General features: G+C 67.2%; 15 protein-coding genes. 7 read left to right on the top strand and 8 right to left on the bottom strand.

The annotated features are described in order from the left end of the window. The first annotated feature begins 3 nt into the window (after nt 1–3). Genes AC1DOX_RS15690 through AC1DOX_RS15680 form a run of 3 tightly spaced genes read left to right on the top strand, consistent with a single transcriptional unit; the run spans nt 4 to nt 8,014 of the window. A complete protein-coding gene (locus tag AC1DOX_RS15690; protein WP_441619181.1) occupies nt 4–3,186 on the top strand; it encodes an MdtB/MuxB family multidrug efflux RND transporter permease subunit in 3,183 nt (1,060 codons plus the stop codon). Next, entirely contained in the window at nt 3,186–6,494 is a 3,309-nt protein-coding gene (locus AC1DOX_RS15685) for an efflux RND transporter permease subunit (RefSeq protein WP_441619179.1), read from the top strand. The genes AC1DOX_RS15690 and AC1DOX_RS15685 overlap by 1 nt, the downstream gene beginning before the upstream one ends. An 11-nt stretch (nt 6,495–6,505) precedes the next feature. After that, nucleotides 6,506–8,014 carry an efflux transporter outer membrane subunit gene (locus AC1DOX_RS15680; protein WP_441619177.1) on the top strand — a complete coding sequence of 503 codons (1,509 nt, stop codon included), beginning with the start codon at nt 6,506–6,508 and terminating at the stop codon, nt 8,012–8,014. A gap of 10 nt (nt 8,015–8,024) precedes the next feature. Here AC1DOX_RS15680 and AC1DOX_RS15675 read toward each other — a convergent pair whose 3' ends face one another. Continuing rightward, entirely contained in the window at nt 8,025–8,924 is a 900-nt protein-coding gene (locus AC1DOX_RS15675; protein ID WP_441619175.1) for a LysR family transcriptional regulator, read from the bottom strand. A 146-nt stretch (nt 8,925–9,070) separates the two neighbouring features. On the opposite strand from AC1DOX_RS15675, the gene AC1DOX_RS15670 reads away from it, so the two are divergent. Beyond that, the gene (locus AC1DOX_RS15670) at nt 9,071–9,514 is read left to right on the top strand and encodes a PACE efflux transporter (protein ID WP_092136106.1); all 444 of its coding nucleotides are present in this window, start codon (nt 9,071–9,073) and stop codon (nt 9,512–9,514) included. Nucleotides 9,515–9,616: 102 nt separating this feature from the next. Further along, entirely contained in the window at nt 9,617–11,191 is a 1,575-nt protein-coding gene (gene dacB, locus AC1DOX_RS15665; protein WP_441619172.1) for a D-alanyl-D-alanine carboxypeptidase/D-alanyl-D-alanine endopeptidase, read from the top strand. Nucleotides 11,192–11,252: 61 nt separating this feature from the next. Here the strand turns inward: dacB and AC1DOX_RS15660 are convergent, their stop codons facing one another. The 7 genes from AC1DOX_RS15660 to AC1DOX_RS15630 form a co-directional block, all read right to left on the bottom strand. After that, on the bottom strand, nt 11,253–12,242 hold the full coding sequence (locus tag AC1DOX_RS15660) for an L-threonylcarbamoyladenylate synthase (protein ID WP_441619170.1): 990 nt from the start codon (nt 12,240–12,242) through the stop codon (nt 11,253–11,255). A gap of 9 nt (nt 12,243–12,251) precedes the next feature. After that, nucleotides 12,252–13,496 carry a 5-(carboxyamino)imidazole ribonucleotide synthase gene (locus tag AC1DOX_RS15655; RefSeq protein WP_092136101.1) on the bottom strand — a complete coding sequence of 415 codons (1,245 nt, stop codon included), beginning with the start codon at nt 13,494–13,496 and terminating at the stop codon, nt 12,252–12,254. A gap of 36 nt (nt 13,497–13,532) precedes the next feature. Continuing rightward, nucleotides 13,533–14,030 carry a 5-(carboxyamino)imidazole ribonucleotide mutase gene (gene purE / locus AC1DOX_RS15650; protein WP_441619168.1) on the bottom strand — a complete coding sequence of 166 codons (498 nt, stop codon included), beginning with the start codon at nt 14,028–14,030 and terminating at the stop codon, nt 13,533–13,535. A gap of 11 nt (nt 14,031–14,041) precedes the next feature. Further along, nucleotides 14,042–14,950, bottom strand: a complete 909-nt coding sequence (locus AC1DOX_RS15645; protein WP_441619166.1) for a phosphoribosylaminoimidazolesuccinocarboxamide synthase — start codon at nt 14,948–14,950, stop codon at nt 14,042–14,044. 111 nt (nt 14,951–15,061) lie between these two features. After that, nucleotides 15,062–16,126, bottom strand: a complete 1,065-nt coding sequence (gene fba / locus AC1DOX_RS15640; RefSeq protein WP_092136097.1) for a class II fructose-bisphosphate aldolase — start codon at nt 16,124–16,126, stop codon at nt 15,062–15,064. 131 nt (nt 16,127–16,257) lie between these two features. Continuing rightward, entirely contained in the window at nt 16,258–17,694 is a 1,437-nt protein-coding gene (gene pyk, locus AC1DOX_RS15635; RefSeq protein WP_441619163.1) for a pyruvate kinase, read from the bottom strand. 88 nt (nt 17,695–17,782) lie between these two features. After that, nucleotides 17,783–18,979 carry a phosphoglycerate kinase gene (locus AC1DOX_RS15630; protein ID WP_441619161.1) on the bottom strand — a complete coding sequence of 399 codons (1,197 nt, stop codon included), beginning with the start codon at nt 18,977–18,979 and terminating at the stop codon, nt 17,783–17,785. A 398-nt stretch (nt 18,980–19,377) separates the two neighbouring features. On the opposite strand from AC1DOX_RS15630, the gene AC1DOX_RS15625 reads away from it, so the two are divergent. Continuing rightward, entirely contained in the window at nt 19,378–20,484 is a 1,107-nt protein-coding gene (locus tag AC1DOX_RS15625) for a helix-turn-helix transcriptional regulator (RefSeq protein WP_441619159.1), read from the top strand. 134 nt (nt 20,485–20,618) lie between these two features. Continuing rightward, complete coding sequence (locus AC1DOX_RS15620; RefSeq protein ID WP_441619157.1) at nt 20,619–21,761, top strand: helix-turn-helix transcriptional regulator; 1,143 nt, start codon at nt 20,619–20,621, stop codon at nt 21,759–21,761. Nucleotides 21,762–21,826 lie beyond the last annotated feature (65 nt).

Here is a 21,826-nt window from a genome sequence, read left to right as displayed (position 1 = left end):
GGCATGAATCCCTCACGCATTTTCATCGAGCGGCCAGTCGCCACGGCGCTGCTGATGGTGGCCATCCTGCTGTCCGGGCTGGTCGCGTTCCGCCTGCTGCCGCTGTCCGCGCTGCCGGAGGTGGACTACCCGACCATCCAGGTCACCACGCTGTATCCGGGCGCCAGCCCGGACGTGATGACGTCGTCGGTCACCGCGCCGCTCGAGCGCCAGTTCGGCCAGATGCCGGGCCTCAAGCAGATGTCGTCGTCGTCCTCGGGTGGCGCGTCAGTCATCACGCTGCAGTTCGAACTGACGCTCTCGCTCGACGTGGCCGAGCAGGAAGTCCAGGCCGCCATCAACGCCGGCGGCAACCTGCTGCCGGCCGATTTGCCGATGCCGCCGGTCTACAGCAAGGTCAACCCGGCCGATGCGCCGATCATGACGCTGGCGATGACGTCCGACACCCTGCCGCTGCCCAAGCTGCAGGACATGGTCGATACGCGCGTGGCGGCCAAGATCTCGCAGATCCAGGGCGTGGGCCTCGTCACGATCAGCGGCGGCCAGCGGCCCGCCGTGCGCATCCAGGCCAACCCGACCGCACTGGCCTCGCTCGGCATGTCGATCGACGACCTGCGCACCGCCATCGGCAGCGCCAACGTGAACGGCGCCAAGGGCAGCTTCGACGGCCCCGCACGCGCCTCCACGATCGACGCCAACGACCAGCTCAAGTCCGCCGACGAGTATCGCCAGATCATCATCGGCTACCAGAACGGCGCGCCGATCCGCATCACGGACGTGGCCGATATCGTCGATGGCCCCGAGAACAGCCGCCTGGCCGCGTGGGCCAACGCCAAGCCGGCCATCGTGCTGAACATCCAGCGCCAGCCGGGCGCCAACGTGATCGAGGTGGTGAACCGCATCAAGACGCTGCTGCCGCAGCTTCAGTTGTCGCTGCCGGCGTCCGTGCATGTGCAGCAGCTGACCGACCGGACCACCACCATCCGCGCTTCCGTGGAGGACGTCGAATTCGAGCTGCTGCTGGCCGTCGCCCTCGTGGTGATGGTGATCTTCGTCTTCCTGCGCAACGTGCCGGCCACGATCATCCCGGGCGTGGCCGTGCCGCTGTCGCTGGTCGGCACCTTCGGCGTGATGTACATGGCCGGGTTCTCGATCAACAACCTCACGCTGATGGCGCTGACCATCGCCACGGGCTTCGTGGTCGACGACGCCATCGTGATGATCGAGAACATCATGCGCTACATCGAGGAAGGTGACTCCCCGATGGAAGCGGCGCTCAAGGGCTCCAAACAGATCGGCTTCACCATCATCTCGCTGACGTTCTCGCTGGTGGCCGTGCTGATTCCGCTGCTGTTCATGGGCGACGTGGTCGGCCGGCTGTTCCGCGAGTTCGCCATCACGCTGGCGGTGTCGATCCTGATCTCGGCCGTGGTCTCGCTGACGCTGACGCCGATGATGTGCGCGCGCCTGCTGCACCACGTGCCCGAAGAAAAGCTGTCGCGCTTCCATCTCGCCACGGGCCGCTTCTTCGACAGCGTGATCCGCCGCTACGGCCGCGCGCTGGAATGGGTGCTCGATCGCCAGCCCGCCACACTCGTCGTGGCCGTGGCCACGCTGGTGCTGACTGGCGTGCTCTACCTGCTGGTGCCCAAGGGCTTCTTCCCGGTGCAGGACACCGGCGTGATCCAGGCGATCACAGAGGCCGCCCAGACCACCTCGTTCTCCGCCATGGGCCGCAAGCAGGAGGCCGTGCAGAAGGTGATCCTGGAAGACCCGGCCGTGGCCAGCGTGTCATCGTTCATCGGGGTGGACGGCACCAATACCACGCTGAATGCCGGGCGCATGCTGATCAACCTGAAGCCCAAGGACGAGCGTGACTCGATGGAAGTCATCACGCAACGCCTGCAGGATTCGGTGCAAAAGCTCGGCGGCGTCGCGCTCTACATGCAGCCGGTGCAGGACCTGACCATCGAAGACCGCGTCTCGCGCACGCAGTACCAGTTCACCGTGGAAGACCCCGATCCGGCCGTGCTGGCCGAATGGGTGCCCAAGCTCGTGGAGCGGCTGCGGCAGGCACCCGAATTGCGCGACGTGGCCAGCGACCAGCAGAACAATGGCCTGCGCGCATTCGTGGAGATCGACCGCGACGCCGCGGCGCGCTTCGGCATCACCACCGCCGTGATCGACAGCGCACTCTACAGCGCATTCGGCCAGCGGCTCATTTCCACGATCTTCACGCAGGCAAGCCAGTACCGCGTGGTGCTGGAGACCATGCCGCAGTTCCGCACCAGCCCGCAGTCGCTGGCGGAGTTGCGCCTGCCGTCGTCCTCGGGCGGCCAGGTCCCGCTGGGTTCGATCGCGCGCATCAGCGAGCGCACCGGCCAGCTGGTGATCAACCATCAGGGCCAGTTCCCCGCCGCGACGATCTCGTTCAACCTGGCGCCGGGCGAATCGCTGGGTGCCGCCGTCGACAAGATCACCAAGGTGGAGAACGAACTGGGCCTGCCGATCTCGATGGCCACGGAGTTCCAGGGCGCCGCGCTGGCGTTCCGCGCCTCGCTGTCCAATACGCTGTGGCTGATCCTGGCTGCCGTGATCACGATGTATATCGTGCTGGGCGTGCTCTACGAGAGCACGATCCACCCGGTGACGATCCTCTCCACGCTGCCGTCCGCGGGCGTGGGCGCGCTGCTGGCGCTGCTGGTGTCCGGACAGGACCTCGGCATCATCGCGATCATCGGCATCATCCTGCTGATCGGTATCGTCAAGAAGAACGCCATCATGATGATCGACTTCGCGCTGGAGGCCGAGCGCGAAGGCGGCATGCCCCCCCGGGAAGCGATCTTCCAGGCCTGCCTGCTGCGCTTCCGCCCGATCATGATGACGACGATGGCCGCGCTGCTGGCCGCCCTGCCGCTGATGCTGGGCACGGGCATCGGTTCGGAGCTGCGTCGGCCGCTGGGCGTGACGATGGTCGGTGGCCTGCTGGTCAGCCAGGTGCTCACGCTGTTCACCACGCCGGTGATCTACCTGGCGTTCGACCGCGTGGCGTACCGCCTGAAGGACTGGCGCCGCCGCCGCTTCGGCGATCCGGACGAGGGTGGCGACGAGGGCAGCAACGAGGGCGGCAGCACGGGCCCCGGCGGTACGCCCGCGACCCCGCGTCCGCAGGAGCCTGGCGTCTGATGAACCTGTCGGCCGCCTTCATCCATCGCCCGGTCGCCACCGCGCTGCTGACCATCGGCATCCTGCTGGCGGGCCTGGCCGCGCTGCGGCTGCTGCCGGTCTCGCCCCTGCCGCAGGTGGACTTTCCCACGATCTCGGTATCGGCCTCGCTGCCGGGCGCCAGCCCGGAGACGATGGCCGCCACCGTGGCCACGCCGCTCGAACGCGCGCTGGGCACCATCGCCGGTGTCAACGAGATCACCTCGAGCAGCTCGCTGGGTTCGACGCGCGTGACGCTGCAGTTCGACCTGTCGCGCAATATCGACGGCGCGGCCCGCGACGTGCAGGCCGCCATCAATGCCTCGCGCGCCACGCTGCCCACGAGCCTGCCGAACAACCCGACGTATCGCAAGGTCAACCCGGCCGACGCGCCGATCATGATCATCGGGCTGACCTCGCCTACCATGACGCGCGGCCAGCTGTATGACGCGGCGTCCACGGTCCTGGCGCAGAAGCTCTCCCAGATCGAAGGCGTGGGCCAGGTGACGATCGGCGGCGCGTCGCTGCCGGCCGTGCGCGTGGAGCTGAATCCCACGGCACTGAACAAGTACGGCATCGCGCTGGAGGACGTGCGCAACACGATCAGCGCGACCAACGCCAACCGTCCGCTGGGCGTGCTGGAGAACAACGTCAACAACTGGCAGGTCTACGCCAACGACCAGGCGATGGCGGCCAAGGACTACATGCCGCTGATCATCCGCTACGCCACGCCGGGCACGTTCTCGTCGGCATCGGCAGGCGCGCTGATAGCCAGCACCGCCAACGCCACCGCGGGTGGCGGCGTGAGCACGAAAACGGTCAACGGCATCACCACGACCACGATCACCACCAGCAGCGGCACCACCACGATCAGCACGGGCGCCACCGGCGGCAACAACGCCACCTCGGGGCCGAATGCGTTCGCGGTGCCGATCCGGCTGCAGGACGTGGCCAACGTCGTGGACTCCGTGCAGGACATCCGCAACGCGGGCTCCGCCAACGGCAAGCCGTCCGTGCTGCTGGTGCTCAATCGCTCGCCGGGCGCCAACATCATCGAGACCGTGGACCGCGTCAACGAGATGCTGCCGCAGCTGCGCAAGATGATTCCGGCCGCGATCGCGATGGACGTAATGATGGATCGCACGCCCACCATCCGCGCATCGCTGCGCGAGGTGGAGCGCACGCTGATGATCTCGGTGGCGCTAGTCATCATGGTGGTGTTCCTGTTCCTGCGCAACGTGCGCGCCACCCTGATCCCCAGCGTCGCCGTGCCGGTGTCGCTGGTGGGCACGTTCTCGGTGATGTACCTCGCGGGGTTCTCGCTCAACAACCTTTCGCTGATGGCGCTGACGATCGCCACCGGCTTCGTGGTGGATGACGCGATCGTGGTGCTGGAGAACATCTCGCGCCACATCGAGGCCGGCATGAAGCCGAAGGCCGCTGCGCTGCGCGGCGCACGCGAGGTGGGCTTTACCGTGTTGTCGATGAGCCTGTCGCTGATCGCGGTATTCATTCCGCTGCTGATGATGGGCGGCATCGTGGGCCGGCTGTTCCAGGAATTCGCGATCACGCTGTCCGTGGCGATTCTCGTGTCGCTCGTGGTCTCGCTGACCACCACGCCGATGATGTGCGCGCGCCTGCTGCGCCCGGTGCCGGAGGAGAAGCGCGGCCGCTTCTACCACGCCAGCGAGCGTGCCTTCACCTGGCTGCATGATGGCTATGCGCGCACGCTGGCCGTGGCGCTGCGCTACAGCGCCATCGTCTGGCTGGTGCTGCTGGCCACGGTGGCGCTGAACGTCTGGCTGTACGTGATCGTGCCCAAGGGATTCTTCCCGCAGCAGGACACCGGCCGGCTGATCGGCTTTATCCGCGCGGACCAGGCCACGTCGTTCCAGGCCATGCGCATCAAGCTTGACAATTTCATCCGCATCGTCCAGTCCGATCCGGCCGTGGTCAACGTCACGGGCTTCACGGGTGGCTCGCAGCGCAACACCGGGCAGATGTTCGTCACGCTCAAGCCGCTGTCCGAACGCGCGGAAACCGCCGATGCGATCATCGCCCGGCTGCGCGTGAAACTGGCCAAGGAACCCGGCGCGAATCTGTTCCTGCAATCGGTGCAGGACATCCGCATTGGCGGCCGCCAGAGCAGTTCGCAGTACCAGTTCACGCTGCAGTCCGACGACCTGGAAACGCTGCGCACGTGGGAGCCCAAGGTGCGCGCGGCGCTGACCAACCTGAAGGGCATCGAGGACGTGGACACCGACACCAACGACAAGGGCTTGCAGACCTCGGTGTTCATTGATCGCGATACGGCTTCGAAGCTCGGCGTCACCGCGCAGCAGGTGGATGCGGTCCTCAACGACGCCTTCGGCCAGCGCCTGGTATCGACGATCTATCACCCGCTCAACCAGTACCGCGTGGTGATGGAACTGAGCCAGGAATACCTGCAGGGGCCGCACGCGCTGCAGGACATCTACGTGGTCACCGGCGGCGGCCGGCGCGTGCCGCTCTCCGCGTTCGCGCGCGTGGTGCCCACCAGCACGCCGCTGGGTGTCAACCACCAGGGGCAGTTTGCCGCGTCGACGATCTCCTTCAACCTGGCCGAGGGCTACTCGCTGTCCGAGGCCACCGACGCCATCAAGGGCGCCATGGCGAAGATCGGCGCGCCGGAGACGCTGCAAGCCAACTTCCAGGGTGGCGCCAAGGCGTTCCAGGATTCGCTCAAGAGCCAGCCGCTCCTGATCCTGGCCGCGCTGATCACGATCTACATCGTGCTGGGCATCCTCTATGAAAGCTACGTGCACCCGCTGACGATCCTCTCCACGCTGCCGTCTGCGGGGGTAGGCGCGCTGCTGGCGCTGCTGGCGTTCAAGACGGAATTCAGCATCATCGCGCTGATCGGCGTGATCCTGCTGATCGGCATCGTCAAGAAGAACGCGATCATGATGATCGACTTCGCCATCGATGCCGAACGGCGTGATGGCATGAGCCCGCGCGATGCCATCCATCGCGCCTGCCTGCTGCGCTTCCGCCCGATCCTGATGACGACGATGGCGGCGCTGCTCGGTGCCGTCCCGCTGGCGATTGGACGTGGCGACGGCGCGGAGCTGCGCGCGCCGCTGGGCATCTCCATCGTCGGCGGCCTGGTGGTCAGCCAGTTGCTGACGCTCTACACCACGCCCGTCGTGTACCTGACGCTTGACCGCTGGCGCCTGAAGGTCGGGGCCTGGCGCGAACGCCGCCGCGCGCGCCGGAATCCGGACACCACCGCGCCGCGACTTGAACACTGAAGGCGATTGCCATGATCCACACTCTCCGCCCGCTTCTGCCCCGCCCCCTGCTGTCGCGCCCGCTCCACGGCGTCACAGCGCTGGCGCTGGCCTGCTCGCTGCTGGCCGGCTGCGCCGTCGGCCCCGACTACAAGCGCCCCGACGCGCCCGTGCCGCAGGCATTCAAGGAAGCCAGCGATGCAATGCCCGCGTGGACGGGCGACTGGAAAACGGCCGAGCCGCAGGATGCGATGTCGCGCCCCGACTGGTGGCGCGTCTTCGGCGATCCGGCGCTCGACGACCTGATGTCGCAAGTGCAGGTGTCCAACCAGAACATCAAGGCGGCCGAGGCCCAGTATCGCCAGGCCGCGGCAGCGCTGGCGGCGGCGCGGGCCGGCTTCTTTCCCGTGATCGGTGCACAGGCAGGCGTGTCGCGCGGCGCCTCTGGCTCCAGCAGCAGCATCATCAACGGCCAAAGCGCCACGCTGTCCGCCACGTGGGAAATCGATGTCTGGGGCCGCATCCGCCGGCAGGTGGAATCCGCCGACGCCGGCGCCCAGGCCAGCCAGGCCGACCTCGCCGCGACGCTGCTATCCACGCAGGCCACGCTCGCGCAGAGCTACTTCCTGCTGCGCATCGCCGACGCCCAGCGCGCGCTGCTAGACCGCACCGTGGCCGACTACGCCAAGTCCCTGCAACTCGTGCAGAACCAGTACAAGGCCGGCACCGCGCAGCGCTCCGACGTGCTGCAGTCGGAGACGCAGCTCAAGTCCGCGCAGGCGCAGCAGATCGACATCCGGATCACACGCGCGCAGCTCGAACATTCGATCGCCGTGCTGGTGGGCAAGCCGCCAGCTGACCTGACGATGGCCACCGTGGACACGAGCACCGCGATCCCGCGCGTGCCCGTGGCCGTGCCATCGCAATTGCTGGAGCGCCGGCCGGACATCGGAGCGGCGGAACGGCGCATGGCATCGGCCAATGCCGAAATCGGCGTGGCGCAGGCGGCCTACTACCCGACGCTGTCGCTGTCCGCCACGGGCGGGCTGACGGCCAGTACGCTGGCGCGCTGGCTCTCGCTGCCGGACCGCATCTGGTCGGTAGGCGCCGGACTGGCCGGTACGGTATTCGATGGCGGCCTGCGCGGCGCAGCCAAGGCGCAGGCGGTGGCCGCCTACGACCAGACCGTGGCCAACTATCGCCAGACCGTGCTGGGCGCGTTCCAGGAGGTGGAAGACAACCTTGCGGCCGCGCGCCTGCTGGAGGAAGAATCCACGGTGCAGAACGACGCCTTGCGCTCCGCACGCGAAGCGCTGGCGCTGGTCAACAACCGCTACAAGGCCGGCACCGCCGGGCTGCTCGATGTGCTGACCGCGCAGACTGCCGCGTACACGGCGGAACGCACGGCACTATCGATCACGGGCCGCCAGTACACCTCGGCCGTCACGCTAATCAAGGCGCTTGGCGGCGGCTGGCATGCGCCGGATGTGGCAGTAGGCAAGACCGACACGCCGCCGGCCGCAACGGGCACGCCGCAATAGGCCAGTCCGGTTACCGCTGTGCCGGCACGGGCAGCGGCAGCTGGCTGACCCGCTCCCGCAGCCACGTGGCGGCCTTGCCCAGCGGGCGCTGCTTGTGCCACACCAGTTCCATCGCCACGGGCCAGTCCTGGTCCTGGAACGCCAGTTGCGGCGACACCAGTTGTGCCGCGGCCGGGGAATTCGCGACGATGTGCCACGGCACGAAGGCCCAGCCCAACCGCCGCTTGACCAGTTCGACGATGACCCACTGGCTTTCCACCCACCAGACCTCCGCCGCCACGCGCAGGCGCTTCTTCTCCTCGCTGTCGCTGCGCGTGGCCACCATCAGCTGCCGATAGCGCTTCAGCTCCTCGAAGTCGACGCGAGACTGCGCGGCCAGCGGATGGTCCGGCGCGCAGATGATCGGCATCGGCACCCAGCCCAGCGCGTGGAATGCCAGCTCCGGCGGCAATACCTCCTGCCGCCACATGATGCCGAGGTCTGCGCACTGGCTCAGCACCAGGCGGCTGACGTCCTCCATCAGCGGAAACAGCAGCTCCAGCTCCACCGAGGGAAAGCGCTGCGAGAACTCCTCCAGCAGCACGCCGAGCGTTTCCTCGGGATAGAGCTCGTCCACCGCCAGCGTCAGGCGCGACTCCACGCCCTCCCCCAGGCTCTTGGCCACGCCGCGAAAATGTTCGCAGCGCTCCAGGATCACGCGCGCTTCCACCAGCAGGCGCTCGCCGGCCGGCGTCAGCACCGGGTAGCGGGCACTGCGGTCGAACAGCGCGTTGTCGAGGTCGATCTCCAGGTTGGCCACGGCGGCGCTGATCACCGATTGCGCCTTGCCGAGCTGCCGGGCGGCGGCGGAAAACGAACCGCTCTCGGCGGCCGCCACAAAGGCTTGCAGCTGATCGATAGACAGGCTCATGTGCGCACTCCTTTGCATTTCCCGCAAACCATCGGTTTTGGCGATGGTATCCAACTTGTGTCCAGCTGTCTCGCCGATAGAATGGCACCCATTGTTTGACGTTCCATGCCACCCCGCTTTAACGCCGTAATCGGCAGGAGAGATCCATGCGCACCACCGGAGACCGGATTCGCCACACCATTGGCTTCGAGCTGATCGGGCTGATGGCCTTCGCCCCGCTGGCCAGCTGGGTGTTCGGCTTCGCGCTGCACCAGATGGGCCTGATCGGCGCCGTGGCGTCGCTGATCGCCGCAATCTGGAACTACGTCTACAACCTGATGTTCGACAAGGCGATGCTGCGCGTCACCGGCCAGCTCAGGAAGACGCCAGCCATCCGCGTGTTGCACGCGATCCTGTTCGAAGGCGGCCTGCTGCTGGTGTTCCTGCCGGGGGTGGCCTGGTACCTCGACATCAGCCTGATCGATGCCTTCATCATGGACATCGCAGTGGCCGGCTTCTACATGGTCTACGCGCTGATCTACAACTGGGTCTACGACGCGATCTTCCCGATCCCGAACGCCACGCCGCGCGACTGCCAGTCGGTCAGCTAGGCATCCGCGCCGCGCGGCGCGGCGTGTGGCCGACTTCGTTGTCGAATTGAACCGCGAAGCCCCCGTATTACGTCATCCGCGCGGCACGAGGCATGCGTTAACATGCTCGCCATGCCAAATCGCCCGTCCTTGTTCCGCCGCAGCCTGACGCCCGTCGTCACGGCCACCCTGCTGCTCGCCTTCGGCCTCTCCGCCGCGCAAGCCAAGCCTCCCGCCCACGCCGTCAAGGCCTCCGCCACCGCCAAGTCCGCATCCGTCCAGCGCGTCAGCGCCACCGAAGCCGCCGATCCGGCGGCCTCGCGGACCGGCCTGCCCGCTGCGGTCACTGCCGGGCTGCGCCGTGCCCACGTGCCGCTGTCGGCCGCCAGCTTCTACGTCGTCAAGGTCGGCGCGCCGCAGGCGCGGGTGAGCTGGAATGCGGAAACGCCGATGAATCCGGCCTCGACGATGAAGCTGGTCACGACGTTCGCCGGCCTGCAGTTGCTGGGGCCCGACTACCGCTGGCTGACCTCGCTGTATGCCGACAACCAGCCGGGGGCCGACGGCACCGTCAACGGCAACGTCTACCTGCGCGGTCGTGGCGACCCGAAGCTCGTGCCGGAAGAAATGGCCAAGCTGGTGACCACCGCGCGCAATGCCGGCGCGACGACCATCAATGGCGACCTCGTGCTGGACCGCAGCTTCTTTGCCGATGGCACTGACGGCACGTACACCATCGACGGCGAGACCCAGCGCGCCTACAACGTCAATCCGGACGCGCTGCTGTACGCCTTCAAGACGCTCTCCTTCACGATTACGCCCGACGCGGCCAATCGCACGGTCGATGTCGCGGTCACGCCGGCACTCGCGCAACTGCGCGTCGACAATCGCCTGACGCTGACCAATGGGCGTTGCGGCGACTGGCGCACGCGCGCCAACCCGAATATCACGCCGCAGCCGGACGGCTCCATCGTCGCCGCGTTTGACGGCAGCTACTCGACGGACTGCGGCGAGCACATCATCAACCTAGCCACGCTGTCGCACAGCGACTTTATCTGGGGCGGATTCGTGGCCGAATGGCAGCAGGCCGGCGGCCGCTTCACGCACCAGCCGGCGCTGCGCAGCGGCGCGGTGCCGCGCAACGCCTTCCTGCTGGCCCGCCACTACGGGCTGCCGCTGGGCGATATCGTCCGCGACATCAACAAGTACTCGAACAACGTGATGGCGCGCCAGCTGTTCCTGACCATCGGCGCGGAGATCGATCGCAGCGGCCCGGCCAGCACGGCGCGTTCTTCACGCGTGATCCAGCGCTGGCTGACGCGGCAGGGACTGGACATGCCGGGACTGGTGCTGGAAAACGGCTCGGGCCTGTCGCGCGAGGAACGGATCAGCGCCTACGACATGGCGCGCCTGCTGCAGCAGGCGCTGGCCAGCAACGTCGGCCCGACACTGCTGGATTCCCTGCCGATCCTCGGCGTGGATGGCACGCTGCGCAACCGCCTGACGCGCGCCAATGCGGCCGGCAATGCCTACCTGAAGACCGGCACGCTGCAGGACGTGCGCGCGCTGGCCGGATATGTCGACGCACTGAACGGGGAACGCTACGTGGTGGTGGCCTACATCAACCACCCGAACGCCTCGGCCGCGCAGGAAGCGCATGATGCGTTGATGCAGTGGGTGTATCGCGGCGCGCCCTGAGGGCGGGGAGAAGTCGGGCCGGCGGCAGCGGCGATCCGCTGCGCCAGCCCGGGCGAGGCGATTACGCCTCGAACGCCGCCGCGGCGCGGCCCAGCCGGTCGCGCACGCCATCCCATTCGGGCGTATCGGGCAGCGGCTCGAATACCAGGCGGTTGAATCCTTCCTTGTCGAGCCGGCGTAGCAGGCGGTAGAGCTCATGCGCGTAGGCGTCCGGCGTGGCCGGTGCCTGCACGAACACGCAGCGCGCATCGTCGCTGGCCGCCGCGCGGCCCACCCAGGCCAGGCGGCCATCGGCGGGTAGCGCGTGCAGGTAGTCGGGCAGCGATGTGGCCTGCGCCAGCGTCAGCGTGGTGCGCGGCGCGTAGTGGGCCTTGAGCGTGCCCGATGCGCGCGGCGCGGCGGCATCGGGCGGCAACGGCAACGTGCCGAGCACCTCGGCCATCATCGCCGCCGTGATCGCGCCGGGACGCAGCAAGACCGGCCCCACCTCGTCCAGACGCGACAGGTCGACGATCGACGATTCGATCCCGACATCCACGCCGTCCCCTTCCAGCACATAGACCGTACCGGCGAATTCATCACGCACGTGCTCGGCCGTGGTTGGGCTGACCTGGCCGAACTTGTTGGCGGACGGCGCCGCAATGCCGCCGCGGCCACGGCGAAAGCGCGACAGCAGGGCCTGCGCGACCGGATGCGACGGGCAGCGCAGCCCCAGGCTGTCCTGGCCGCCAGCCACCGCCGCGGGGATGTGCGCGGCGCGCTTGAGGATGATCGTCAGCGGACCGGGCCAGAAGGCATCGATCAGCTTTTGCGCGGCCTCGGGCACGACTTCGGCCCAGTAGCCCACGTCGGCGCCATCCACCACGTGCACGATGACGGGATGGTTGGACGGCCGGCCCTTTGCGGCAAAAATGCGCGCCACGGCCTCGGGGTTCTCGGCATCAGCGCCGAGCCCGTAGACGGTTTCGGTCGGAAAGGCGACCAGCTGGCCCGCCTCGAGCAGGCGGACGGCTTCGTCCAGCTCGGCGGCCGTGGGCATGCGTGAAGACATCGAAAGCTCTCAGAGCGGAATATGAAGTGCCTGCGCGGCGGCGGCGAAGGCCAGCTCCGCCGCTTCGGCATGATCGCCCACGCAGTTCACATGGCCCATCTTGCGCGACGGGCGCGCATCGTTCTTGCCGTACAGGTGCAGCTTGGTGCCCGGCTTGGCCACCACTTCGTCCCAGGCGGGCGTGCGCTCCAGGCCAAACTCGAACCACGCATCGCCCAGCAGGTTCAGCATCTTGCCGGACGAGTGCTGGCGCGTGCTGCCCAGCGGCAGGCGGGCCATCGCGCGGACCTGCTGCTCGAACTGGCTGGTCTCGCAGGCATCCATGGTGATGTGCCCCGAGTTGTGCGGGCGCGGGGCCATCTCGTTGGCCACCAGCGTGCCATCGGTCAGCACGAAGAATTCGATGCAGAGCACGCCGACGTAACCCATTTCCGAAGCGATCGTCGCGGCAGCCGCGCGCGCGCGGGTCGCGATGTCGGCGGAGACGCTCTCGGACGGCATCGTCGTCGAGAACAGGATGCCGTCGCGGTGCACGTTCTCGGCCAGCGGCCAGGTCGCGGTCGTGCCGTCGGCAGCGCGCGCGGCCAGCACCGACACCTCGTAGGCCAGCGGCAGCATCTGCTCCAGCACGCACGGCACGTGCTGCATGGCATTCCATGCGGCGCGCACGTCCTCGCGCGTCTTCACGCGGGCCTGGCCCTTGCCGTCGTAACCCATGCGCGCGGTCTTCAGGATGCCGGGCAGCACGTGGTCGGGCACCTGGTCCACATCGGCATCATGCTGGATGACCCAGTGCGGGGCCGGCGGCACGCCGGTGCGGTCCGCGCACGCCGCGAAGAACTTCTTTTCGCCGATGCGGTTCTGCGCGATCGACACGCAATAGCCGCGCGGCGCCACGAACGCACCCAACTGCTCGAGCCGGTCCAGCGACAGCGACGGCACGTTCTCGAACTCCGTGCTCACCGCCTGGCACAGCTTCCCCATCTCCGCCAGCGCGGCCTCGTCGGTATAGGTGGCGCAGATATGACGGTCGGCCACTGCGCCGGCCGGGCTGTCCTGGTCCGGATCGAGCACGCAGACGCGATAGCCCATCGCCTGCGCCGCATGCGTGAACATGCGGCCAAGCTGGCCGCCGCCGAGCATGCCGAGCCAGGCACCCGGCAGGATCGGCGCGCTCGGGTTATCGACACCGAATTCGGCGCGCGACTCCGGCGTGTGGGCTTCGGACAGGTAGGGATGGATATCGGTCGGCATGCGGATAACTTCCGGCGGCGGTGAATACGGGAAAAATCAGACGGGCAGCGTCATGGCGCGCGCGGCCTCGGTCTGCTTCGCGCGGAACGCTTCGAGTGCGGTGGCCAGTGCCTCGTCGGTCGTGGCCAGCGTGGCGATGGCGTGCAGCGCCGCGTTGGCCGCGCCGGCTTCACCAATCGCGAACGTGGCCACCGGCACACCCTTGGGCATCTGCACGATCGACAGCAGCGAATCCTCGCCGCGCAGGTACTTCGACGGCACGGGCACGCCGAACACCGGCACGATCGTCTTGGCGGCGATCATGCCCGGCAGGTGCGCGGCACCGCCGGCACCGGCGATGATCGCGCGGATGCCGCGGCTGCGCGCCGATTCGGCGTAGCGGAACATGTCGTCGGCCATGCGATGCGCGGAGACCACCTGGGCCTCGAACGGCACGCCAAAGTCCTTGAGCATGGCCACGGCGTGCTGCATGACGTCCCAGTCGGAACTGCTGCCCATCACCACGCCGACCACCGGCTTCGATACATTGCTCACTTCGGTCTTCCTTACTGGAGTTCTTCGCCGGTCAGGCGCGTCAGCGCCTCGCGGTACTTGTCGGCGGTCTTCTGCACCACGTCTTCCGGCAGCTTGGGCGCCGGGGCGGTCTTCGGCCAGGGCTTGCCGTCGATGCGCACGGCCTCGAGCCAGTCGCGCACGAACTGCTTGTCGAACGACGGCGGGTTGGTGCCCACCTGATACGAATCCGCCGGCCAGAAGCGCGACGAATCGGCAGTCAGCACTTCATCCATCAGCGTCAGCGTGCCGTTCTCGTCCAGGCCGAACTCGAACTTGGTGTCGGCGATGATGATGCCGCGCGTGGCGGCGTAGTCGGCTGCTTCCTTGTACAGGCGGATCGAGATGTCGCGCATCTGCGCCGCCAGGTCCTTGCCGATACGGGCTTCGACTTCGGCGTACGAGATGTTCTCGTCGTGCTCGCCCATCTCGGCCTTGGCCGCCGGCGTGAAAATCGGTTCGGGCAGCTTCTGCGCGTTCTGCAGGCCGGCTGGCAGTTCGATGCCGCAGACCTTGCCCGTGGCCTGGTAATCCTTCCAGCCGCTGCCGGCCAGGTAGCCGCGCACCACGGCTTCCACCAGGATCGGCTTCAGGCGCTTGACCACCACGGCGCGGCCTTCCACCTGGGCCACCTCGCCCGGCGCCACCACGCTCTCGGCGCTGATCCCGGTCTCGTGGTTCGGCACGATATGCGCCAGCTTCCGGAACCAGAAGTTCGCCATCTGGTTCAGCACACGGCCCTTGGCCGGGATCGGCTCGCCCAGGATGACGTCGAAGGCCGACAGGCGATCGGTCGTGACGATCAGCAGCTTGTCATCGCCGACGGCGTAGTTGTCGCGGACCTTGCCGTGGCCGAGCAGCGGCAGGGACTTGATGGAGGATTCGTAGAGGGCGTCGGACATGATGAGAGTGCGGCAGCGGCTGAAAACAAGCGGGGCTTCGTGCGCGATGCGAAGCCCCATGAAGAACGATCGCCCCGTGCGCGAACGACGCGCAACGGGGCGGCACTACGATTACTGCACGACCTGGGCGAGCTTGCCGGCCTTGTACTGGCCAGCGACATCGACCAGCGTCACCGGCTTGATCTTGCTGGCCTGGCCTTCGCAGCCGAATGCCACGTAGCGGGCCTTGCACACCAGCTTGGCGGCTTCGCGGGCCGGCTTCAGGAACTCGCGCGGGTCGAACTTGCTCGGGTTTTCCGCGAAGAAGCGGCGGACCGCGCCGGTCATCGCCAGACGGATATCCGTGTCGATGTTGATCTTGCGGACGCCGTACTTGATGGCTTCCTGGATCTCTTCCACGGGCACGCCGTACGTTTCCTTCATGTCGCCACCGAACTTGCGGATTTCTTCCAGCAGTTCCTGCGGCACCGACGACGAACCGTGCATCACCAGATGGGTGTTGGGGATGCGGGCGTGGATTTCCTTGATGCGGCTGATCGCCAGGATGTCGCCCGTGGGCTTGCGCGTGAACTTGTAGGCGCCGTGCGACGTGCCGATGGCGATGGCGAGAGCGTCCAGCTGGGTGGCCTTGACGAAGTCGGCGGCCTGCTCCGGGTCCGTCAGCAGCATGGAGTGGTCCAGCTTGCCTTCGGCGCCGATGCCGTCTTCCTCGCCGGCTTCACCGGTTTCCAGCGAGCCCAGGCAGCCCAGTTCGCCTTCCACGGTCACGCCCACGGCGTGGGCCAGTTGCACGACCTTGCGGGTCACGTCCACGTTGTAGTCGTAGTCGGCCGGGGTCTTGCCGTCTTCGCGCAGCGATCCATCCATCATCACCGACGAGAAGCCCAGGTCGATGGCGCCCTGGCAGATGGCCGGCGACTGGCCGTGATCCTGGTGCATGACCACCGGGATGTGCGGGTAGGCTTCCACGGCGGCTTCGATCAGGTGGCGCAGGAAATGCTCGCCGGCGTATTTGCGCGCGCCAGCCGAGGCCTGCATGATCACCGGGGCATTGACCTCGTCGGCGGCCTGCATGATGGCCTGCACCTGCTCGAGGTTGTTCACGTTGAACGCCGGCAGCGCGTAGTTGTTCTCGGCAGCATGGTCCAGTAGCTGGCGCATGGAAACGAGTGGCATGTCAAACTCCTGAATAAAAAATTGGGGTGTCTCGGTATTCTTCTGGATGCGGTTTTCGTGTGCTGCGCCAGCAGGTTCGCGCACACCCGTGCGCCGCGTCTGTCCGGCGCACCACATCGGGCGGCCGGTGCCTAGCTTCCCACCCTCACGATCTTGAGGGTGTTGGTGCCGCCCGGCTGGCCCATCGGCTCGCCGATCGTCAGCACGATGAAATCGCCGCGCTGCACCACGCCTTGCGCCAGCAGCAGTTCCTCGGCCTGTTCCAGCGCCACGTCGCGGTCCGAGCTGGACTGCAGCGGCAGCGGCACCACATTGCGGTACAGCTGCATCTTGCGTTGCGAGGCCAAGTTCGGCGTCATCGCGTAGATCGGCACGTGGATACGGTGGCGGCTCATCCAAAGGGCGGTCGCGCCGGAATCGGTCAGCGCCGCAATCGCCTTCACTCCCAAATGATAGGCGGTGAACAGCGCACCCATGGCGATCGACTGGTCGATGCGCGAGAAGGTCTGGTTGAGGAAGTCGGTATCGAGCTGCACGACTTCGGATTTTTCCGCCTCCAGGCAGATGGCGGCCATGGCCTCCACCGTTTCGATCGGATAGCGGCCCGCGGCGGTCTCGGCCGACGTCATCACGGCATCGGTGCCGTCCAGCACGGCGTTGGCCACGTCGGACACCTCGGCGCGCGTCGGCACCGGGTTCACGATCATGCTCTCCATCATCTGCGTGGCGGTGATCGTCAGCTTGTTGGCCTCGCGCGCCAGCCGGATCATGCGCTTCTGCAGAGCGGGCACGGCGGCATTGCCGACTTCCACCGCCAGGTCGCCGCGCGCCACCATGATGCCGTCGGACGCCTGCAGGATCTCTTCCAGCACGCCCGGGCGGATGGCCTCTGCGCGCTCGATCTTGGCGATCATGCGCGCCCTGTGCCCATGCGGCTGGCCGGCCACGGCGGCCAGCTGGCGCGCCATTTCCATGTCGGTGGCGTTCTTCGGGAAGCTGACGGCGACGTAGTCGGCGCCCAGGGCCATGGCGGTCTTGATGTCCTCCATGTCCTTGGCGGTCAGCGCCGGCGCGGACAGGCCGCCGCCCTGGCGGTTGATGCCCTTGTTGTTGGACAGGTCGCCGCCCACACGCACCGTGGTGAATATCTCGGTGCCGATCACGCGGTCCACCACCAGCACGATCAGGCCGTCATTGAGCAACAGCACATCGCCGGGGCCCACGTCGCGCGGCAGGTCCTCGTAGTCGAGGCCCGCACGCTCCTGATTGCCCATCGTGCAGGAGGAGTCGAGGACGAAGGGGTCCCCGGGCTTCAGCGTGACCTTGCCGTTCTCGAACTTGCCCACGCGGATCTTGGGACCCTGCAGATCGGCCATGATGGCCACCTCGCGCCCACACGCCCGGGCTGCCTCGCGCACCATGCTGGCGCGATCGATATGGTCCTGCGCGGTGCCGTGGGAGAAATTCAGGCGCACCACGTCGACACCGGCCGCGATCATGCGGGTCAGTACATCCAGCGTGCTGGAGGCGGGTCCGATGGTGGCGACGATCTTGGTGGAGCGGGTCATGCGTGCGGTTTCCTTCAGTCGGTGGGCGTACTCGGGACTTCGCTGTCATTCGGGCCGGCCGGGTCGCACCCGCAGGCCCCTTGGGGCATCAGGCTGCGGCGCGCTGTTCCAGCACTTCGAACGCGGGCAGCTTCTTGCCTTCCAGGAATTCCAGGAAAGCGCCGCCGCCGGTGGAGATGTAGCCCACGCGGTCGGCAATGCCGTACTTGGCGATGGCGGCCAGCGTGTCGCCGCCACCGGCGATCGAGAATGCATTGGAATCGGCAATCGCCTGGGCCAGCACCTTGGTGCCATTGCCAAACTGGTCGAATTCGAACACGCCCACGGGGCCGTTCCAGACGATGGTGCCGGCGGCCTTGAGCTGCTCGGCCAGTTGCGCGGCGGTCTTCGGGCCGATGTCCAGGATCATGTCGTCGTCGGTCACATCCTTGACGTCCTTGACGGTCGCGGCGGCGTTGGCGCTGAATTCCTTGGCGCACACCACGTCCACGGGAATGGGCACCGAGGCGCCGCGGGCGGCCATGATGTCGATGATGCTGCGGGCGTCGGCCACGAGGTCGGCCTCCGCCAGCGACTTGCCGATCTTCAGGCCGGCGGCCAGCATGAACGTGTTGGCAATGCCGCCGCCGACGATCAGTTGGTCGACCTTGTCAGCCAGCGACTTCAGGATGGTCAGCTTGGTCGACACCTTGGAGCCGGCCACGATGGCCACCAGCGGACGAGCCGGCTGGCCCAGGGACTTGCCGAGCGCGTCGATTTCGGCGGCCAGCAACGGGCCGGCGCAGGCAACCGGGGCGTATTTGGCGATGCCGTGCGTGGTGGCTTCCGCGCGGTGGGCGGTGCCGAACGCGTCGTTGACATAGACATCGCACAGCCTGGCCATCTTTTGCGCCAGTTCGTCGCTGTTCTTCTTCTCGCCCTTGTTCACGCGGCAGTTTTCCAGAAGCACGACCTGGCCCGGCGCCACGTCCACGTCATCCACCCAGTTCTGCACCAGCCGCACGGGCTTGCCCAGCAGTTCGGACAGGCGCGTCGCGATCGGCGCCAGCGAGTCTTCCGGCTTGAATTCGCCTTCGGTCGGGCGACCCAGGTGCGACGTCACCATCACGGCGGCGCCAGCGTCCAGGCAGGCCTGGATGGCCGGCACGGAGGCGCGGATACGGGTGTCTTCGGTGATGTTGCCCGCGTCATCCTGCGGCACGTTCAGGTCGGCACGGATAAACACGCGTTTGCCGGAGATTTTGCCTTGGGAGATGAGATCGGTAAGACGCAGGACAGAGGTCATGGCGATAAGAGCGAGACGAGGACGACAGAAAGCCGTCGGGAAATTCGGGGAAGCCGGCATTTTACCTGATCGCCGTCACGGTTTTACGCGATCCCGCCCTGAAATGCCGGAAACGTCACTACCGCCCAAAAACGTGGCAGACGACGTTTCCCCGAAGCGTTGCAACCTGGCCAGACTCCACCGAAGCGGGGTGCAGGGAAGTGCGCACCCGCCGTGGCTTGGGTTAATGTACGCACCAATGTACTAAACGTATGCATGGCCAGACACTTGAGTGCGTTTTGGCGTTTTTAGTACAGGACGACGAAAGCCGGCAACGATCGGCGATAAAAAAATCACTTCCCGGCCAGGGCAACCGGCACGGCAAGGAAAAACGTTGTCGCGAATGCAAAGGGGTAGTCATGAATCAGGCGAGCATGCACGGGGTCATCCGTGGCTTGTACGAAGGCATACTGGATCCCGGCGCCTGGCAGCACAGCCTGCGCGCGCTCACGGAAATGGCTGGGACCGCGCACGCGTCCATGATGGTGTGGGATACCGTTCGCGACCAGGTCACCGTCAACGAAATCGTCAATCCGGTGGAAGAATTGTTTTCCACCTACGAGAACGATTTCCAGGCCATCGACCCGGCCAAGGCCTTCGCACCGCGCCTGGTGCCCGGCGCCTGGTATATCGACGCGCGCGACCTCGGCCCGCAGGCCATGGCACGGCACCCGTTCTACTGCGACTTCTTCAACCGCTTCGAATTGCGCTCCTACGTGGCATGCCTGGTCGAGCGCCAGCCGCACTACGAGGTCTATTTCTCGATGCAGCGCGCGCTATCGCAGGAAGCCTTTTCCGGCGAGGACACCCGCGCGCTGGACTGGGTGATCCCGCACATGCGCAGCGCCATCGCCATGCGCGACCGCACGCTTGGCCTGTCCACGCTGGCCGCCCTGTCGGCGCGACTGCTGGAACGACTGGCCTTCGCGGTGGCCGTCTACACGCCGGACCGCCGCATGCTGCTGGCCAATACCGCCGGCGAACGCTGGGCGCGCCGGCTCGATCCCGCCGGCAAGACCGGCGACTGGCACCTGTCGCGCGGCTTTGCCGATATGCTCCAGGCCGCCTGCAACCCCGGGCGCCCCGTGGCCGCGCAGGCCGCGCGCGCCACGGACGCCGGCGGCGCCCAGGCGCAGGTCCTGGTGCTGCCGCTGCCGCCCACCCACATCCTGGCATCGCACTGGCAGCAGCCCGCGGCGGTCGTCGTGGTCCATGAGGCCGATGCCCCCTCCATCCTGCTCGAGACGGTCCTACGCGACCTGTACGCGCTGACGCCGGCCGAAACGCGCCTGGCGACGCGACTGGCCACGGGAGAAGGCCTGCCAGATGCCAGCCGGCAGCTGCGCATCCGGCACGAGACCGCGCGCACCCAGCTCAAATCCATCTTCCTGAAGACCGGCTGTGGCAGCCAGGCGCAACTCACGCACCTGCTGTCGCGGCTGGCCGCCACGCTCGAGGGAAACTGACAACAACAGCCTCCCCGAGGCGTTCCATAAAGAGCCTGCGGTTCACCACACGACTTGCAGGCAAGCGACCCGGCTCGCCACGGCTATCCGCCGTGCGCGCGCACGAGAGAACACGCAAGAAGGAAGACCAGGTCATGAACGACAGTGAGATGCACGAGACCATTCGCGGTCTCTATCAAGGCATTTTCGAACCCGATGCATGGCAACGCAGCCTGGCCGCGCTCCGCGACGTCAGCGGCAGCGCGCACGCCGCGTTGCTGGTCCTCGACACCGAGCAAGACAGGGTGCTGGTCAGCCAGGCCGCCCATCCCGCCACGAATGAAGCGGCTGCACATGACGCGCGCCCCCATCGCCCGGACCCTGGCCTGCCGTTTGCCGAACGCCTGGCCGTGGGCGACTGGTATATCGACCGGCGCGATGCGGGCGAGGCCGGCACGCGCCGGCCGGCCTACGGCGAGTTCTTCCACGATTTCGAGTTGTCGTCGATCATGGCCTGCCTGATCGACCGCCGCCCGACCTACGAAGTCTACCTGTCGCTGCAACGGCCCGCCGGGCGCGAAGGCTACTCCGAGGCGGATGCGCGCGCGCTGGACTGGGCCATCCCGCACCTGCGCGAAGCCATCGCCCTGCGCGAGCGGACGCATGCCGTGGCGGCACATGGCCATGTCTCGGCGGATCTGCTGAACCGGCTGCCGTTTGGCGTGGTGGTGTTTTCCCAGTCGGGCAAGGCCATGCTGACCAATCCCGCGGGCGAACCGTGGGTGCGCCGCCTGGTGCCGGTGGCAGGCGCCGGCGCGGCGGACACGCCGCCGCTGAATGGCAACGGCTGGCGGCTGTCGCGCCCGTTCGCCGAGGTCATCCGCAGCGTTTGCGATGCGGCCACCTCGCAATCGGTGCAGGCGATCCAGGCGTTCGGCACGGATGGGCGCAGCGTCCAGATCGTGGCCATGGCGCTGACCCCCGCCCTCCGACTCGACGCCGACTGGCACGGGCAGGCGGTGCTGGTGGCGATCCATGAAGGCGCTGGCACGCCGCGTGCGATCACCGCGGTGCTGCGCGACCTCTACGGGCTCACACCGGCGGAGACACGCCTGGCGATGCTGCTGACCACGGGCATGGGCCTGCCCGATGCCTGCGCGCAGCTTGGCATCAAACGCGAAACCAGCCGCACCCAGCTCAAGTCCGTCTTCACGAAGACCAACACCGGCACGCAGGCCCAGCTCGCCCACCTGCTGACGCGGCTGGGCACCGTGCTGACGGAATCGGCCCGCTTCTGACTTGCTGACTTGCTGACTTGCTGACTGCTGACTTGCTGACTTGCTGATGCGCTGACGTATCGACG

The sequence above is a fragment of the Cupriavidus sp. 01L415 genome (genome assembly GCF_056400065.1).
Note: the sequence above shows the minus strand (reverse complement) of the source record. Positions and strands in the feature narration are given on the sequence as shown.

Excerpts from the sequence above, each read along its gene's own strand:
- AC1DOX_RS15620 (WP_441619157.1), top strand. The coding sequence starts at position 20,619 with ATGAACGACAGTGAGATGCACGAGACCATTCGCGGTCTCTATCAAGGC.
- AC1DOX_RS15655 (WP_092136101.1), bottom strand. The coding sequence starts at position 13,496 with ATGCCGACCGATATCCATCCCTACCTGTCCGAAGCCCACACGCCGGAG.
- pyk (WP_441619163.1), bottom strand. The coding sequence starts at position 17,694 with ATGACCCGCTCCACCAAGATCGTCGCCACCATCGGACCCGCCTCCAGC.
- fba (WP_092136097.1), bottom strand. The coding sequence starts at position 16,126 with ATGCCACTCGTTTCCATGCGCCAGCTACTGGACCATGCTGCCGAGAAC.
- AC1DOX_RS15685 (WP_441619179.1), top strand. The coding sequence starts at position 3,186 with ATGAACCTGTCGGCCGCCTTCATCCATCGCCCGGTCGCCACCGCGCTG.
- AC1DOX_RS15630 (WP_441619161.1), bottom strand. The coding sequence starts at position 18,979 with ATGACCTCTGTCCTGCGTCTTACCGATCTCATCTCCCAAGGCAAAATC.
- dacB (WP_441619172.1), top strand. The coding sequence starts at position 9,617 with ATGCTCGCCATGCCAAATCGCCCGTCCTTGTTCCGCCGCAGCCTGACG.
- AC1DOX_RS15645 (WP_441619166.1), bottom strand. The coding sequence starts at position 14,950 with ATGTCCGACGCCCTCTACGAATCCTCCATCAAGTCCCTGCCGCTGCTC.
- AC1DOX_RS15670 (WP_092136106.1), top strand. The coding sequence starts at position 9,071 with ATGCGCACCACCGGAGACCGGATTCGCCACACCATTGGCTTCGAGCTG.
- AC1DOX_RS15690 (WP_441619181.1), top strand. The coding sequence starts at position 4 with ATGAATCCCTCACGCATTTTCATCGAGCGGCCAGTCGCCACGGCGCTG.
- AC1DOX_RS15625 (WP_441619159.1), top strand. The coding sequence starts at position 19,378 with ATGAATCAGGCGAGCATGCACGGGGTCATCCGTGGCTTGTACGAAGGC.
- AC1DOX_RS15675 (WP_441619175.1), bottom strand. The coding sequence starts at position 8,924 with ATGAGCCTGTCTATCGATCAGCTGCAAGCCTTTGTGGCGGCCGCCGAG.
- AC1DOX_RS15680 (WP_441619177.1), top strand. The coding sequence starts at position 6,506 with ATGATCCACACTCTCCGCCCGCTTCTGCCCCGCCCCCTGCTGTCGCGC.
- AC1DOX_RS15660 (WP_441619170.1), bottom strand. The coding sequence starts at position 12,242 with ATGTCTTCACGCATGCCCACGGCCGCCGAGCTGGACGAAGCCGTCCGC.